The sequence below is a fragment of the Streptomyces sp. NPDC001443 genome (genome assembly GCF_053597355.1).
On record NZ_JBSFIA010000066.1, the window covers coordinates 1 to 15,936 of the forward strand.

A 15,936-nucleotide genomic window follows, 5' to 3' on the forward strand; every position below is an offset into this window, starting at 1 on the left:
CTAAACCCACCAGCGCCGGACACACCCCGCCCACAGCAGGCACCACACGACACCGACCGCCGCCTCACACGAAGCGGCGGCCTTGTCGTATCCGGCGCCGTTCCACGAAGCGGCGAGCCCGAGAGCGGGGCGACGCGCGCCACGTCGCTCGGGTGAGCCGCGTCTCACCCGAGCGGCCGCCCTTGCCTATGCAACTAGTTGCATAGAAAGCTGTGCGGTATGGCGCTCGAACACGCGATCCTCGTCTCCCTCCTGGAGAAGCCGGGCTCCGGCTACGAACTGGCGCGGCGGTTCGACCGGTCGTTCGGCTACTTCTGGACCGCGACCCATCAGCAGATCTACCGCGTTCTCAAGCGCATGGAGAGCGAGGGTGTGCTCGACGTCCGCGAAGTACCGCAGCAGGGAAGGCCGGACAAGAAGGAGTACTCCGTCGCCGCCCCCGGTCGCGCGGTCCTCTCCGGTTGGCTGCACGAGCCGATCGAGCCGGAGAGCCTCCGTCACGATCTCGCGGTGAAGATCCGCGGCGCCGCCTTCGACGACCCGGCGGCACTCGTCGACGAGGTCGAACGCCACCTCCAGGCGCACCGCGCCCGGCTCGCGCACTATCTCGGCGGGGAACTGCGCGACTTCACCGGGCCCGAAGCCCCCGCACCGCTCGACGCCGGCCAGGAACTGCAGCATGTCGTGCTGCGCGGCGGCATCGCGTACGAGCGGATGACGATCGCCTGGCTCGACGACGTCCTCGCCACACTCCACGCCCTGGGCAGGACCTCGCCCTCGGCCTGAGCCGCGCCGCGTTCGACCGGCCGCTCCCCCGGCAACCCTCCTCCACCCCCCATCCCCGGAAGGCGAACCTATGAGCACTCCCCTGCTGTTCAACCCGCGCACGTACGACCCGGCGCACTTCGACCCCGAGACGCGCAGGCTGCTGCGCGCCACCGTCGACTGGTTCGAGGAGCGCGGCAAGCGCCGGCTGATCGAGGACTACCGCACCCGCGCGTGGCTCGGGGACTTCCTCGCGTTCGCCGCGAAGGAGCGCCTGTTCGCCACCTTCCTCACCCCGGCCTCCGCCGCCACGGCCGAGGACCAGCGCTGGGACACCGCCCGGATCGCCGCCCTGAACGAGATCCTCGGGTTCTACGGCCTCGACTACTGGTACGCGTGGCAGGTGACCATCCTTGGTCTCGGCCCGGTCTGGCAGAGCGACAACGCCGCCGCCCGCGCGCGTGCCGCGGAACTCCTGGGCCAGGGCGAGGTCTTCGCCTTCGGTCTGTCCGAGAAGACCCATGGCGCCGACATCTACTCCACCGACATGCTGCTCGAGCCCGACGGCAACGGCGGTTTCCGGGCTTCCGGCTCCAAGTACTACATCGGCAACGGCAACGCCGCCGGCCTGGTCTCCGTGTTCGGCCGCCGCACCGACGTCGAAGGCCCGGACGGATACGTCTTCTTCGCCGCCGACAGCCGCCACCCGGCGTACCACCTGGTGAAGAACGTCGTCGACTCCTCCAAGTACGTCAGCGAGTTCCGTCTGGAGGACTATCCGGTCGCCCCCGAGGACGTCCTGCACACCGGCCGCGCCGCCTTCGACGCGGCGCTCAACACCGTCAACGTGGGCAAGTTCAATCTCTGCACCGCCTCGATCGGCATCTGCGAGCACGCGATGTACGAGGCCGTCACCCACGCGAGCAATCGGATCCTCTACGGCCGCCCCGTCACGGCCTTCCCGCACGTGCGCCGGGAGTTGACCGACGCGTACGTCCGCCTCGTCGGCATGAAGCTGTTCAGCGACCGCGCCGTCGACTACTTCCGCTCGGCCGGTCCCGAGGACCGCCGCTATCTGCTCTTCAACCCGATGACGAAGATGAAGGTGACCACGGAGGGCGAGAAGGTCGTCGACCTGATGTGGGACGTCATCGCCGCCAAGGGCTTCGAGAAGGACAACTACTTCTCCCAGGCCGCGGTGGAGATCCGGAGCCTGCCCAAGCTGGAGGGCACGGTCCACGTCAACCTCGCCCTGATCCTCAAGTTCATGCGCAACCACCTGCTGGACCCGGTCGCCCACCCCGACGTGCCGACCCGGCTCGACGCGGCCGACGACGACTTCCTGTTCCGCCAGGGGCCTGCCCGCGGCCTGGGTTCCGTGCGCTTCCACGACTGGCGTGCCGCCTTCGACGCGTACGCCGAGCTTCCGAACGTCGCCCGCTTCCGTGAACAGGCCGACGCCCTGTGCGAGTTCGTCGCCACCATGGCCCCCGACGAGGAGCAGAGCCGCGACCTCGACTTCCTGCTCTCCGTGGGGCAGTTGTTCGCGCTGGTGGTGCACGGTCAGCTGATTCTGGAGCAGGCGCGTCCGACCGATCTGGACGAGTCCGTGCTCGACGAGCTGTTCTCCGTGTTCGTCCGTGACTTCTCCGGACATGCCGTCGAACTGCACGGCAAGGACTCCGCGACCGAGCAGCAGCAGCGCTGGGCTCTGGGCGCGGTCCGGCGTCCGGCCGTCGACGAAGCGCGTTCGGCGCGGGTCTGGGAGCAGGTCGAGGCGCTGTCCGGGGCGTACGAGATGACGCTCTGACGGGCACACCGCCAGGACCGCCCCGGTAGCGCGGGGGCGGTCCTGGCGGCGCAAGTGCTGTGGCGGGCAAGGGCGGTGAAGGATGTCCGGGCCTGTGCTCCACCTCCCGTCCGCACCCGCCGGACAGGTGTCCGCGGCCATCGGCGAGAATGGGGGCAAACCTCGGCGCACCGCGGCAAACGGTGCCTGACTCGCGGCAGGAGCCCACACGTTGTCCCCGAAACGCCAAGTCCCCACCTCCGACAGCCGACAGCAGGCGGTCGACGACGGCCGGAAGGACCTCCGGGCCGACTGTGCGAACTGCTTCGGGCTGTGCTGTGTCGCGCTGCCCTTCGCGCGCTCCGCCGACTTCGCGGTCGACAAGAACGCGGGGCAGCCGTGTTCGAACCTGCAGGCGGACTTCCGCTGCGGCATCCACTCCCGCCTGCGGGAGAAGGGCTTTCCGGGCTGCACCGCCTACGACTGCTTCGGCGCCGGCCAGAAGGTCTCGCACGTCACCTTCGGTGGCAGGGACTGGCGGCAGGAGCCACGCAGCGCACGCCAGATGTTCGCGGTCTTCCCGCTGATGCGGCAACTGCACGAACTGCTCTGGTACATCACCGAGGCCCTCGGCCACGCGTCGGCCCGCCCCGTGCACGAAGACCTCCGCAATGCACTCGGCCGTATCGAGGAACTCAGCCGAGGCGGCGCCGAGTCGCTCCTGGAACTCGACGTGTCCGCGCTGCGCGGCGACGTCAACGTCCTGCTGCTGCAAGCCAGTGAGCGGATACGGGCCACGGTCCCGGGCCGCAAGAAGAACCATCGGGGAGCCGACCTGATCGGCGCCAGGCTCGCCGGCGCCGACCTCAGGGGAGCGAATCTCCGCGGTGCCCTGCTCATCGCGGCGGACCTCTCAAGGGCCGACCTGCGCACCGCCGACCTGATCGGCGCGGACATGCGCGACGCCGACCTGAGCGGGGCCGACCTCACCGGAAGCATCTTCCTGACCCAGGCCCAGGTCAACGCGGCCAAGGGGGACGCGGCCACCCGACTGCCCCCGTCGCTCGGCCGTCCCGCGCACTGGCACTGAGGTGAGCCGCCGGACAGGCCCTACGGACGGAGCACGATCTTGCCGTGGGTGTGCCCCTGTTCGAGCTCACGGTAGGCATCGCGTACCTGCTCCAGCGGGTAGCCGCGGGCGATGGGCACCTCCAGCTCCCCGCGCGCGGCGAGCCGGGCGAGTTCGCCGATCACGACGGCGCACGCCGCCGATCCCTCGCCGTAGGTCCGGGCGCCGAACTCGGCCGCCGCCTGCCAGTCGCGGATCGTGTTGATCCGCTCGGGCCGCACGCCCAACTCGACCGCCAGTTCCACGTATCCGTCGCCGAACGTGTCGATGAGCGCGTCGACGTCCCCGCCTGCGGCCTGCCGGATCCGCTCGGCCACGCCCTGCCCGTACCCGACCGGGACGACCCCGCGGTCCTTGAGCCAGGCGTGGTTGCGCTCGCTCGCCAGCCCGATCACCGTGGCACCGCGCCGCCGTGCGAGCTGCACGGCGAGCGATCCGACACCGCCCGCCGCGCCGGACACCACGACGGTGTCGGCAGGTCCGGGGTCCACCGCGAACACGCAGGCGTACGCGGTCGTACCGGCCACGTACAACGACCCCGCCACGTCCCAGGACAGCCCCTGCGGACGGTGGATCACGTTCACGTCGTCGACCACGACGAACTCCGCGTGGCTGGCCCGGCCGTGGGTGAAGCCCAGGACCTCGTCGCCCACCGCGAAGCCGCGCACCTGGGGGCCCGACCCGACCACGACACCGGCCAGATCGCTGCCCTGACCGGACGGGAACGTCGCCGGCCAGCGGTCGTGCCGCGCGCCCTTGCGGATCATCACCTCACCGGGCTGGATCCCGGCCGCGCGGACCTCGACGAGCAGTTGCCCCGGGCCGGGCACCGGGCGCGCCACCTCCTCCACCCGCAGCACGTCGATCTCGCCGTACGTGTGGAACCGCACCGCCTTCATCGCGTGATCACCACTCCCTCGCTCGGCCGGACATTCGTCGGACACGCCGCGGCCGGCCAACAGACCGGCCGTGCCGACGCGTTACAACGACTCGGGAGTGAACCTGATTCCCCCGCGCACCACCGTCACGGTCGGCGCACCGACGTGGCGCCCGCCGCCCTGGGCCACGCCGGGGGTCGTCACCGGGAGCGTCAGGATTCGCCGACGGGCTCGTCCGCCTTGGCGGCCTCCTTGGCGGCCTCCTCCTGCGCCATGAGCAGGAAGCGGCGGATCGCCTCGGGCGTCATGTCGAGTCCCTCGGACGCGGACTTCTCGTCACCGAAGACCTGCACCGCCTCGGCGACCGCCACGGCCAGCTCGGCGTCCGCCTTGCGGACCTTGGCCTCGGCCTTGTCCACCGTGTCCACCACCGACAGCTGTCGGCGCTGCTTCTCCTGGAGTCTCTGCTTGCGGGAGAGCATCTTGTCTGAATTCTGCACAGTCACGGCCAAGATCATAAGCGGGCGGGTACGCACCGCGAAATCAGCAACTCGACGCCGGGCGGCGGGCCGTGACGGGGGGCTGCGCCACCCTGGCCTGCAGGTCCGCGGGCCGGGGCGCGGGCTTCAGCGCGGCACCACCCAGTCCGGCGTCCAGGTCCCGGCGGCGTCGTGACCGGGGCCGGTCGCGGCGAGGTGGGCGCGGAGCGTGGCCAGTGCCGGGTGGGGGTTGTCGCGGTGCCAGAGGAGGGAGTGCGGGTAGACGGGGGTCGGATCGGTGACGGGGATCAGGCGCAGGCCGTGCCCTGCGGGCCAGACGAGGCGGGTCCGCTCGCCCATGAAGGTGGCCAGGGCGGGGGTGTCGGCGATGGTGTCGAGCAGTGCGTCGGAGCCGAAGTTGGGGCCCGTCGCCTCGATGGTGAGACCGAACTCGGCGACGAGGTCGTCGTAGTAGGCGGCCCACTCGCTGCCGGGGACGATGCCGGGCATCCAGATCCGGTGCCCGGCGAGCCGGGCGACGGTCACCGACCGGGCACCCGCCAGAGCGTGGGCGGGGCCGGTGAGGAGCTGCAGCGGCTCGTCGATCACCCTGATGGACTCGATGTCCTCGGGTAGGGGCCGCCCGGGCGCGGCCACGGCGCGGAAGGACGCGTCGATGGTGCCGGAGCGGATCGCGGCGACGGCCGTCTCGATGTCGAGCAGCATCACCACGTCGAGGTCGGTCTCGGGGTGCGCGCGGTGGAAGGCGCGCATCAGACCCGAGGCGGCACCGCGGGAGGCGATGATGTCGACGCGCAGCGGTCGGTGCCCGGCCCGTACGGAGGTGACCGCTCGTTCGGCGACCCGCAGCAGCTCGCGCGCGTGCGGCAGGAAGGCCTGGCCGTCGATGGTGAGGGCGGCGCCGCGCGCGGTACGGGTGAACAGCCGCACACCGAGGCCGCGCTCCAGCGCGGCGATACGCTTGGAGACGGCCTGCTGGGTGATCGCCAGCTCGGCGGCGGCCTCCTGGAACTGGCCCGCGTCGGCGGCCACGACGAAGGTCCGGACGGCTTCGAGGTCCACACTGCCACCCTACGTCCACAACCAGTGGTTGTGCCTTGCGACCTAGCGGTTGTTTGATCGCAGGTCATCGTGCTCGCTTTGATAACCCTGAACGCGGATCGGTTGTACGAGTACGGGGGAAGGGCGTCGAGCATGAGGCGCGGACATCGGCCGGGGCAGTTGCCGCGCCCAAGGCCGGGGCACCCGCAGCGCCCCGGTTCGGGGCATCGGCTGGGGCGTCGGTTCGGATGGCTGTGGGCGGCCTACGGGACCAGTGCGCTGGGTACGTGGCTCGCTTTCGGCGCGTTCGAGCTGATCGCCGTCCGGGTGCTGCACGCCGGTCCGGCCGAGGTCGCCGCGCTCGCCGCCGTGGGAGCCGCGGTGGGCGCGGCCGTGGCGGTGCCGCTCGGCCCGTGGGTGGAGTTCCGCCGCAAGCGTCCCGTGCTGATCGCCACGGACCTGGTGCGGTGCGCCGCGCTGCTGACGGTCCCCGCCGCGTTCGCCGCCGGTGTGCTCACCTTCCTCCAGCTCCTGCTCGTCTCCGTCGTCGTCGCCGCGGCCGACATCACCTTCCGCGCCGCCTCCGGCGCGTACCTGAAGACGCTGCTGCCCGCCGAGGACCTGCTCGTCGCCAACGCCCGGTTCGAGTCGACGGCCTGGACCACCACGATCGTCGGACCGCCGCTGGGCGGCGCGGCGATCGGGCTCCTGGGGCCGGTGGCGACGGTGGCGGCCGACGCGGTCAGCTATCTGCTGTCCGCGCTGGGCATCCGCGCGACCGGCGGACACGAGCCGCCGCCCGCGCCCCGGAAGGCCGAGCGCATGCGGGCCCGGGACCTGCTGGACGGCTGGCGGTACATCCTCGCCGACGCGACGCTGCGACCGCTGTTCCTCAACACCGCCCTGTTCAACGCTCTGGTGATGGCCGCCCAGCCGCTGCTGGCCGTCCTGATGCTCGGCCGGCTCGGGTTCACCCCGTGGCAGTACGGTCTCGCCTTCGCCGTGCCCTCGATCGCCGGGCTGTTCGGTTCCCGGCTGGCCCCGTCGCTCGTCACCCGGTTCGGCCGGCACCGGGTCCTGGTCGCGTCCGGGACACTGCGCGCCCTCTGGCCGGTCGGCCTGGCCTTCCTGGGGCCGGGCGGCGGGGGGCTGCTGCTGGTGATGGGGGTCGAGCTCGGGCTCATCTTCTGCTGCGGGATCTTCAATCCCGTGTACGCCGCCCACCGCCTCGAACGCACACCGGCCGACCGCGTCGCCCGCACCCTGTCCGCCTGGGCGGTGACGACCAAGGCCTCGACCGCGCTGCTGACGGCCGTGTGGGGAGTGCTGGGCGGCGTGCTCGGCCCGCGCGCCGCCATCGGCCTGGCCGGCGCTCTGGTGCTGGCGACCCCACTGCTGCTCCCCCGCCGCCGCGCCGCGGCGCTTCCCTCCGCGCCGGAGCCGGCACCGAACCGCGCCTGACCGGCCGGTCACGACGCCAGAGGCGGACAATCCGGATGCGCTCGACCGCCCGGGCCTGACAAGATCCAGCCATGCCCATCGTCGACGTGTCGCCCGCAGTGTCCCTCGCCTACGAGAGCTTCGGCGACCCCGGCGACCCCGCTGTGCTGCTCGTGATGGGCTTCGGCGCCCAGCTGATCGCCTGGCACGAGGACTTCTGCCGGGCGCTGGCGGCTCGTGGCCGCCATGTGATCCGCTACGACAACCGTGACAGCGGCCTGTCCACCAAGTTCGACGACCACCCCGTCGACATGAACCGGTTCATCACCGCGGTGAGCTCGGGAGACATCCCCGCAGCCCTCGCGATGGTCCCCTACCGGCTGCGGGACATGGCCGACGACGGCCTGGGCCTGCTGACCGCGCTCGGCATCGAACGCGCTCATGTCGTCGGAACGTCGATGGGCGGAATGATCGCCCAGACCATGGCCATCGCCCACCCGGAACGGGTGCTGACACTGACGTCGATGATGTCCTCCACCGGCGAGGGCGAGTACGGCCGCTCCAGCCCCGAGGCCCAGGCGGTGCTGTTCAGCCCGAAGCCGGCGGACCGTGACGGGTACGTCGCGGCGGCGGAGCGGGAACTGGTGTGGGCGTCCAGGCGCTACGGCGACGCCGCCGCCCTCCGGGACCTCGCCGACCGCAGCTACGACCGCGCCCACTACCCCGCCGGGGTCGGCCGCCAGCTCGGGGCGATGATCCTCAGCGGCTCCCGTGCGGACGAGCTCCGTGCGCTCCGGGTGCCGACGCTGGTGATCCACGGCCTGGACGACACACTGATCGACCCCAGCGGCGGGCGGCGCACCGCGGAACTCGTGCCCGGGGCCGAGCTCCTCCTGATCCCCGACATGGGACACGACCGCCCGCGCGAACTCTGGCCCGAGATCATCGCCGCCCTGGAGGCCCGCACCGGCTGAGCCGCCGATGCGCCGGGGTCGCCCAACTCATGGGCCGCTCCACCAGGTTGTACGAACGGCGTTCGCCCGCCGTACGCCTTCTCCCTGTCTCATGACGGACGGTCGTGAACGCGGCGGGTGCGATCCGGTGTACGGGTGCGATCCTGTGTGTCCACTGCCTTCTCAACCCGGGTCGCACGCCCGGCACTCCGGGTCGACAACGTTGTCCTCCGGCCGGACCGTGCGTGCGTACGAGCGACGCTGGAGAGGTTACGTGCCCATCAGATCCCGTCCCCCCATGCCCCGCGGGCTCCCTCCGAGGACCGTCCACCGGCATCGCCGGCCTCTGCGCGCGACGGTCGCGGCGCTGCTCACCGGGGCGCTCGCTCTCACCGCGCCGGCGGGTGGCGGCGCGGCCGCGGCGGCGCCCGGCCCCACCCCGTCCGCAGCGTCCGCAGCGTCCGGCGGGACGACCGGCGGGACGACCGGCGGGACATCCGGCGGGACATCCGGCGGGACATCCGGCGGGACATCCGGCGGGACGGACTACACGGCACTCGTCGACCCGTTCGTGTCGACCGCCGGCGACGACGGCAACGACCTGCCGGGCGCCCAGGCGCCGCACGGTCTGGCCAAGGTCAACCCGCTGACCACGCCCGGCCGCAACCACTCCGGGTACGACTACGACGTGGACCGCATCGCCGGGTTCACCGCCACGAACCTCGACGGCGTCGGCGGCTCGGGAGGCGGCGGCGACCTGCTCGTCGTCCCGACCTCCGTCCGGTACGACAAGCGCCCCGCCCCCAGCACGTACGCCCACGCGTACCGCCACGAGGACGAGACCGCGACGCCCGGGTACTACCAGGTGGGGCTCGGGTCGGTCTCCGGCACCGGTACGTCGGTGACGCAGGACTCCGGCACCGTGCGGGCCGAGGTGACCGCGACGACCCGTACGGCCCTGGAGCGGTACAGCTTCCCCGCCGGGTCGGAGCCCCGACTCGTCCTCGACCTGGCGAACAACTTCACCAGCCGCACCCGCTCGACCCTCAAGGCGACGACGCTCCCGGACGGGACCTCCTCGATCTCCGGGATCGTCGCGGGATCCTTCAACGGCGCCTCGTACCAGCTGTATTACCACGCCACCACGAACGTCCCGGTGACCTCGCTCAAGAGCTGGGGCAACGACGGCAGGCTGAGCGGTACCACCGCGCAGGACGGTTCCGACACCGGCGCCGTCCTCGAGTTCGCCAAGGCCGTCGGGAACGACATCGAACTGCGCGTCACGCTGTCGCCGATCAGCGCGGAGCAGGCCGCGACCGATCAGCGCAACGAGGTGGGCGCACTCACCTTCGACCAGGCGCGCGCGCAGACGAAGGCGGACTGGAACCGCGCGCTCGGCGCCGTCGACGTACGCGCCTCCGCGACGTCCGATCCCGGGTCGACGCTCACCGAGGAGTTCTACACGCACCTGTACCGCATGTACGCGCTGCCGGTGAACGCCACCAGCACCAGCGGGACCTACCGCGGCGCCGACGGAGCCGTACACAAGGCGAACGGGTTCACGTACTACGACGGTTGGTCCACCTGGGACGACTTCCGCAAGTACTCCGTCGAGGCGTACATAGACCCGGCCACCTACCGCGACATGGTGCAGTCGCTGATCGAGCTCTTCGCCGACGTGCACACCTCCGGCAAGAATCTCGGCAGCCTCACCCACTCGGTGCCGACCGTGCGCTGGGAACGCTCGGCCGTCCTGGTCGCCGACGCGCTGTCGAAGGGCTTCAAGGACTTCGACCGGCTCGACGAGGCCTACCCGGCGCTGGAGTCGTACACCGGGTACTACACCGGGGCGCAGTTGCGGCAGGGCTACGTCGCCGGGGATCCCGGCAGGACCGTGCAGCGCGGCTACGACCAGTGGGCGCTGTCCGTCATCGCCGACGCGCTCGGCAAGGACGCGGACGCGAAGAAGCTGCGTACCCAGTCGACCATGGCGATCGACAACCTCGTGAAGTCCGGTGCCTGGACGGCCTCCGACGGCACCGCGGTCGGTCTGCTCACCCCGCGTGCCGCGGGCGGCGACTGGCAGAGCGCCGACTACGAGAAGTTCGAGGCCGCCGGTCTCTACCAGGGCACGCTCTGGCAGTACCACTGGTACGACGCGTACGACATGGGCGGCCTCATCGAGGCCATGGGCGGCTCGAATGCGGGCAGGGCCGCGGTGGAGCACATGTTCGGTGAGGACTCCGCCGCCGACGACGGCTCGACCATGCTGCACTCCAACGCCAACGAGATCGACCTCCAGGCCCCGTACCTCTTCAACTACGTCGGTGAGCCGAGCCTGACGCAGAAGTGGGTGCGCGCCATCTACACCGGCGCCACCTGGAACCGCTACATCGCGACGGGCTCCTCGAACGAAGCCCCCAGCTCGGGGGGCGAGTTCCGCCCGCCGGTGAAGACCCAGGTCTACAGGCTCTCCCCGAAGGGCTTCCTGCCGACCATGGACAACGACGCCGGCACCATGTCGACCATGTTCGTCGGCGCCGCGCTGGGCCTGTTCCCGGTGACCGCCGGCTCCGGTCAGTTCCAGATCGGCAGCCCGTTCTTCGACTCCACGACGATCCGCTACGCCAACGGCGCCCGGTTCACGGTGAAGGCCGACGGCGTGTCGCCGACCAACTACTACGTGCAGAGCGCGACCCTCAACGGACGGCGTTTCGACGACACTTGGCTCGACTACTCGCGGATCGTCGCCGGCGGGACCCTGGACTTCAGGATGGGCGCCAAGCCCTCGCAGTGGGGCGCCCGCACGAAGCCCGCGTACTCGCTGAACACCGACGCGGGCGACACGGGTGACGGCGGCACGGGCCCCGGCCGGGGCGACACCGTCGTCTCCGCCGACCCGGGCACCGTCGACACCGCGGCGGACGGCACGGTCGACGGCAGCGTGCAGCTCACCCTGTCCGGACCGGCGTCGTTCGCCGCCCGCAAGGGGACCAGCCTGACCCGGTCCGGGGCGGCCACCGTGACCGGTCTGCCGGGCGGTGTCACCGCGGACCTGCGCGTCGCCGGCCCGCGTACGGCGACACTGTCCCTCACCGGCAGCGCGCAGGTCGACGCGCGCTTCGGCATCACCTTCCAGGACACGGCCTTCGCGCACGGCGTGCGGGCCTCGACCGTGCGCGGCACCGGGATATCCCCGACCGACCCGCTCGTCCTCTCCGCCGCCGCGGTGCCCCGCAAGGCGCTCGGCGCACTGGTCGACCAGGCGCTGCCGGTGCGCAGCGGCAACTACTCCGCCGGCTCGTGGACGGTGTTCCGGTCGGCGCTCGACCGCGCGCGGACCGTCCTCGCGGACCCCTCCTCCGTGACGGGAACGCTCATGGCCGCGGAGGACGCGCTGCGGTCCGCCGCCGACGCGCTCACCATCGACGAGGGCGGCTACGCCGTCCTCCAGGCCGAGGCGCCCGACCAGATGGAAGGTCCCAGCCTGGTCGAGGAGGCGTACTACTCCGACGGCGACCTCGGCGGCGTCACCGAGGGATCGTGGGAGCGGTTCGCCGGGCTGGACTTCGGCGGGGTCGCCCCGCGCAGCATCTCGGTCCGCTACGCCAACTCGCAGGCGGCGACCGCGAAGCCGAGCAGCGTCGACATCCACGCCGGTGCGGCCGACGGACCCGTCGTGGCCACCGTCCAGCTCCCCGGAACGGGCGGCTGGCAGTACTACAGCACGGTCCAGGCGGCCGTCACCGACCCGGACGCCCTGCTGGCCGCGGCGAGCGCGACGTTCGTCTTCCACGCCCCGTCCGGCCAGTCGTGGGTGTCGAACTTCGACTGGTACCAGTTCTCGGCGAACCCGGTCTCCTCGTCCACCACGACCACGCTCGCCACGCTGACCGCGGCCGACAGCACCACGACCGGCGGCGGTTCGCTCCCGCTCGACCTCGCGAACGGCATCTTCGAGAACACCACGGACGGCGCGTGGGCCCGGTGGACGGGCATCGACCTCCGCGACGGCGCCGACGCCGTCACCGTCCGCTACGACAAGCCCCAGTCACGCGCGGCGTCGGACTCGCACATCGAACTGCACCTCGGCTCGAAGGACGGTCCGAAGAAGGCCGACATCCCCCTCGACTACACCGGATCGGGCTGGGGAACCGTCGCCACCACGACCGTACGGCTCGATCCGGGCGTCTTCGACGGCGTCCAGGACGTGTACGCCGACTTCGTCTCCAGCACGCAGTCGTCCTCGCAGCCGTATGTGGCCAACGTCTACGCGCTGACGCTCACTCAGGACGCGGCTGCCCCAGTGGCATTCGACGCCACCGCGTTCCGCGCGAACAGCGGCGGCGGGCTCAAGAGCGAGCCGGTCGGCTGGAGCGACGCGGGTTCCGCCACCGACCTCGGCGGCACGTACGACGGAGCCTGGCTGGACTACGGCGACATCGACTTCGGCGGCTCCGCCAAGAACACCGTCACGATCACCTACGTCAACAACTCCGCCCGCTGCGGCACCGGTTCCGCCGTCCAGCTCTACCTGGACTCCTTCGACGCGACCGATCCCGGTACGCCGTACGCGACCGTCCCGCTGCCCGTCACCGGTGCCGCGTGGTCGTCGGGTGGGACGACGAGCCTCGCCCTGCCCGAGGCGATCACCGGCACGCACGCCGTCCACCTGCGGCTGGTGACGACGCCCGACTCCTCGCACCCGTACGTCGCGAACCTGGGCCGGATCACCTTCGACCACGTCGACGCGCCCGCCGTCACGGACAGAACCGCCCTGCGCAAGGCCATCGACGAGTACGCCGGACTCGCCGAGGCCGCGGAGCGCTACGACACGGTCGACTTCGGGGTGTACCTGCGCGAACTCGCCGCCGCCCGCGCCCTCGTCGACGCCGACGGCGTGACCCAGCTCGAGGTCGACACCCGGACCCGCAGCCTCGCCCTCGCCGCCGGCCAGTTGATCCCGCTGCCGCGACTGAGGCTGGAGGACCTGGTCGCGACGGCGTCGGTTCTCGACAACGCCCGCTATACGGACGCGTCGTGGAAGGCGTTCACCACGGCACTCGCCGAGGCGAGGACCTCGATCGCGGACGACACGGCGACGGACGGGACCCTGACCACACGGTACGACGCCCTGCGCCACGCCGAGTCCGCGCTCACCACCAGACCCAAGTCGGTGCCGGCCGCACCTGACGCCGTCTCGGCGACCTCGTCCGGCACGAGCGTGACCGTCGCCTGGTCCGCGCCCGAGGACACCGGCGGCTCACCGGTCACCGGTTACCGGATCACCCTCGACGACGGCCACCAGGTCGAGCTCCACGATCCGGCCGCCCACGGCACGACCTTCACCTGGCTGCGGGCCGGCCGGTCGTACACGGCGCGCGTCCGCGCGGTGAACGCCGTCGGCACCTCGCACCCCAGCGCCGCCACGGCACCCGTGGTGACCGGTGGCGGCAAGCCGCAGAAGCCGGCCGTGACGGGAGTGTTCACCGACGGCAGGCAGGTCCGTGTGACCTGGCGGGCGGCCGGCGACGGCGGATTCCCGGTCATCGGCTACACCGTGGCCCTCGACGACGGAACCACCGCACACGTGCCCGCCACGACGGACACGGCACTGCTCACCACGGCGGGCAAGGCCAAAGCCCACACGGCGACCGTGACCGCCCGCACCCTGGCCGGAACCTCGGACGGCTCCCCGGCGACCGCCTCGGCACAGGACCCCGTCGCGACGGCATCGGCGGGCGCCTCCGACCCGGCGTACGTGCCGTCCCCCTTCCCGGACGACACGCTGAACGCGGCCTACGCATCGGACCGGTGGCCGGGAACCGGCGACGGGACCGACTACGTCTACGGTCTGCTCGACGGCATCCACGACCTCGGCTCCGACGTCCTCGGCGCCAACACCAAGGTTTCGAAAGGCACTTCGGTCACCGCCGAGAACGACCGGATCGCCGTACGCATCAACAACGCGGCGACGCAGAAGGAGGTGGACCGGGCCGAGGCCGACGCGACGCAGAGCGCCACCGTCACGATGGCCGACAGCCTCGGCTCGCGGCTCGGCCGGATCTATGGCGACGCGCTGAGCGGCGGCCAACTACCCAAGACCAGCGCCCTGTTCTCCCGGATCACGAAGAACCTCGACAAGGTCGACGCGGCGAAGAACCACTACGGCTATCTGCGACCGTACGTGCGGCTCGGGTTCGTCGGCGACGGCGGTGCCGTCTACGAGTCGCAGGACGGCTCCTACGGCAGCCTCACCACCAGCGGCTCGTACCCGAGCGGCCACACCTACGGAGGTTACGAAGCCGGGACCGTCCTCGCCACGCTCCTCCCGGAGCTGGCACCGTCGATCCTCGCGCGCACCTCGGAGTACGGGGACAACCGCATCGTCCTCGGGTTCCACTACCCGCTGGACGTGATGGGAGGCCGCATCACCGGACAGGCCACCGTGGCGCACCGGTGGGCGGACCCCGACTTCCGGCAACTGCTGATGCAGGCCCACACCGAGATCGAGAACGTACTGCTCGCGCAGTGCGAGAAGGAGGGACACGGCGACACGCTCGCGGCCTGCGCGGGCGACCCCTACGCCGGTCTGAGCACGACGCAGGACGTCGACCTGTACACACGCCGTCTGACCTACGGGTTCTCCCAGGTGGCGAAGTCCGGACAGCCGCTCGAGGCGCCGTCCGACGCGGCGGCGCTGCTCATCACGGCCTTCCCCGGTCTCACCGCCGAGCAGCGCACCCAGGTCCTGGAGCAGACCGCGACGGACTCCGGGTACCCGCTCGACCCGACCGCGGACGGCGGCGCCGGCTGGCAGCGGATCAACCTGGCGGCCGCGATGGCGGCGCACGTGGTCGTGAACGCCGACGGGTCGGTCACGGTGACGGACTTCGCGGACGCCACCGGGGCGAGTGTCGCCGACGCCGGCGCCATCGAGGTGGGGGGCGTCCCGATCGACGGATTCGACCCGGAGGTCTCCACGTACGTCGTCGACTGGCCGAGGAACACGAGGATCCCGGCCGTCTCCGCCGTACCGGCCCGGCCCGGCGCACGGGTGAAGGTCACCGACGGCAGTTCGGTCCTCACCTCGCCCGGGACCCGGCTCGCCACCCGCACCATCCGGGTGACCTCGGTCAACGGCGCGGTCGCCCGGACCTACACGGTCGGATTCCAGCCCACGGACCGGGACGACCGCCCGGTCGCGGCCGGCGGCAACGGCGGTGACCACGACAGGCTGGGACCTGTCCCGTGGATCCTCGGGGGCGACGGAGCAGGATCCGTCGGCGGCGCCGGACTCTGGTCGCCGGCGGCGGAGTGGGCGCAGCGCACGAGTATCCGCCTGACGCACAGCACGAGGTGACCACCCGACAGGCGATGCACCTCGAAGCCACGGCGGGATCCCGCTGAACTGCGCAAGCAACGCGGCTGACGCACGGCC

General features: G+C 71.6%; 9 protein-coding genes. 6 read left to right on the top strand and 3 right to left on the bottom strand.

All coding sequences use genetic code 11. The features are described 5' to 3' along the window. Positions 1–219: 219 nt before the first annotated feature. From ACWC24_RS39420 to ACWC24_RS39430, 3 genes are all read left to right on the top strand, one after another. Entirely contained in the window at positions 220–786 is a 567-nt protein-coding gene (locus ACWC24_RS39420; protein ID WP_450667726.1) for a PadR family transcriptional regulator, read from the top strand. A 70-nt stretch (positions 787–856) separates the two neighbouring features. Beyond that, the gene (locus tag ACWC24_RS39425; RefSeq protein WP_450667727.1) at positions 857–2,575 is read left to right on the top strand and encodes an acyl-CoA dehydrogenase family protein; all 1,719 of its coding nucleotides are present in this window, start codon (positions 857–859) and stop codon (positions 2,573–2,575) included. A gap of 211 nt (positions 2,576–2,786) precedes the next feature. After that, on the top strand, positions 2,787–3,644 hold the full coding sequence (locus tag ACWC24_RS39430; protein WP_450667728.1) for a pentapeptide repeat-containing protein: 858 nt from the start codon (positions 2,787–2,789) through the stop codon (positions 3,642–3,644). Positions 3,645–3,664: 20 nt separating this feature from the next. Here the strand turns inward: ACWC24_RS39430 and ACWC24_RS39435 are convergent, their stop codons facing one another. From ACWC24_RS39435 to ACWC24_RS39445, 3 genes are all read right to left on the bottom strand, one after another. Then, positions 3,665–4,582, bottom strand: coding sequence for an NADP-dependent oxidoreductase (locus ACWC24_RS39435; protein ID WP_450667729.1), 918 nt, complete (start codon positions 4,580–4,582; stop codon positions 3,665–3,667). Between the two features lie 191 nt (positions 4,583–4,773). After that, positions 4,774–5,067, bottom strand: a complete 294-nt coding sequence (locus tag ACWC24_RS39440; protein ID WP_450667730.1) for a hypothetical protein — start codon at positions 5,065–5,067, stop codon at positions 4,774–4,776. Positions 5,068–5,187: 120 nt separating this feature from the next. Beyond that, positions 5,188–6,123: a LysR family transcriptional regulator gene (locus tag ACWC24_RS39445; RefSeq protein ID WP_450667731.1), complete on the bottom strand. Its 936-nt coding sequence runs from the start codon at positions 6,121–6,123 to the stop codon at positions 5,188–5,190. Between the two features lie 132 nt (positions 6,124–6,255). Between ACWC24_RS39445 and ACWC24_RS39450 the strand changes: the two genes are divergently transcribed. From ACWC24_RS39450 to ACWC24_RS39460, 3 genes are all read left to right on the top strand, one after another. Continuing rightward, positions 6,256–7,563: an MFS transporter gene (locus ACWC24_RS39450; protein ID WP_450667732.1), complete on the top strand. Its 1,308-nt coding sequence runs from the start codon at positions 6,256–6,258 to the stop codon at positions 7,561–7,563. A gap of 71 nt (positions 7,564–7,634) precedes the next feature. Beyond that, on the top strand, positions 7,635–8,516 hold the full coding sequence (locus ACWC24_RS39455; protein ID WP_450667733.1) for an alpha/beta fold hydrolase: 882 nt from the start codon (positions 7,635–7,637) through the stop codon (positions 8,514–8,516). 277 nt (positions 8,517–8,793) lie between these two features. Continuing rightward, positions 8,794–15,858: a glycoside hydrolase domain-containing protein gene (locus tag ACWC24_RS39460; protein ID WP_450667734.1), complete on the top strand. Its 7,065-nt coding sequence runs from the start codon at positions 8,794–8,796 to the stop codon at positions 15,856–15,858. The last annotated feature ends 78 nt before the right edge of the window (positions 15,859–15,936 follow it).

Excerpts from the sequence above, each read along its gene's own strand:
- ACWC24_RS39420 (WP_450667726.1), top strand. The coding sequence starts at position 220 with ATGGCGCTCGAACACGCGATCCTCGTCTCCCTCCTGGAGAAGCCGGGC.
- ACWC24_RS39425 (WP_450667727.1), top strand. The coding sequence starts at position 857 with ATGAGCACTCCCCTGCTGTTCAACCCGCGCACGTACGACCCGGCGCAC.
- ACWC24_RS39435 (WP_450667729.1), bottom strand. The coding sequence starts at position 4,582 with ATGAAGGCGGTGCGGTTCCACACGTACGGCGAGATCGACGTGCTGCGG.
- ACWC24_RS39450 (WP_450667732.1), top strand. The coding sequence starts at position 6,256 with ATGAGGCGCGGACATCGGCCGGGGCAGTTGCCGCGCCCAAGGCCGGGG.
- ACWC24_RS39455 (WP_450667733.1), top strand. The coding sequence starts at position 7,635 with ATGCCCATCGTCGACGTGTCGCCCGCAGTGTCCCTCGCCTACGAGAGC.
- ACWC24_RS39460 (WP_450667734.1), top strand. The coding sequence starts at position 8,794 with ATGCCCCGCGGGCTCCCTCCGAGGACCGTCCACCGGCATCGCCGGCCT.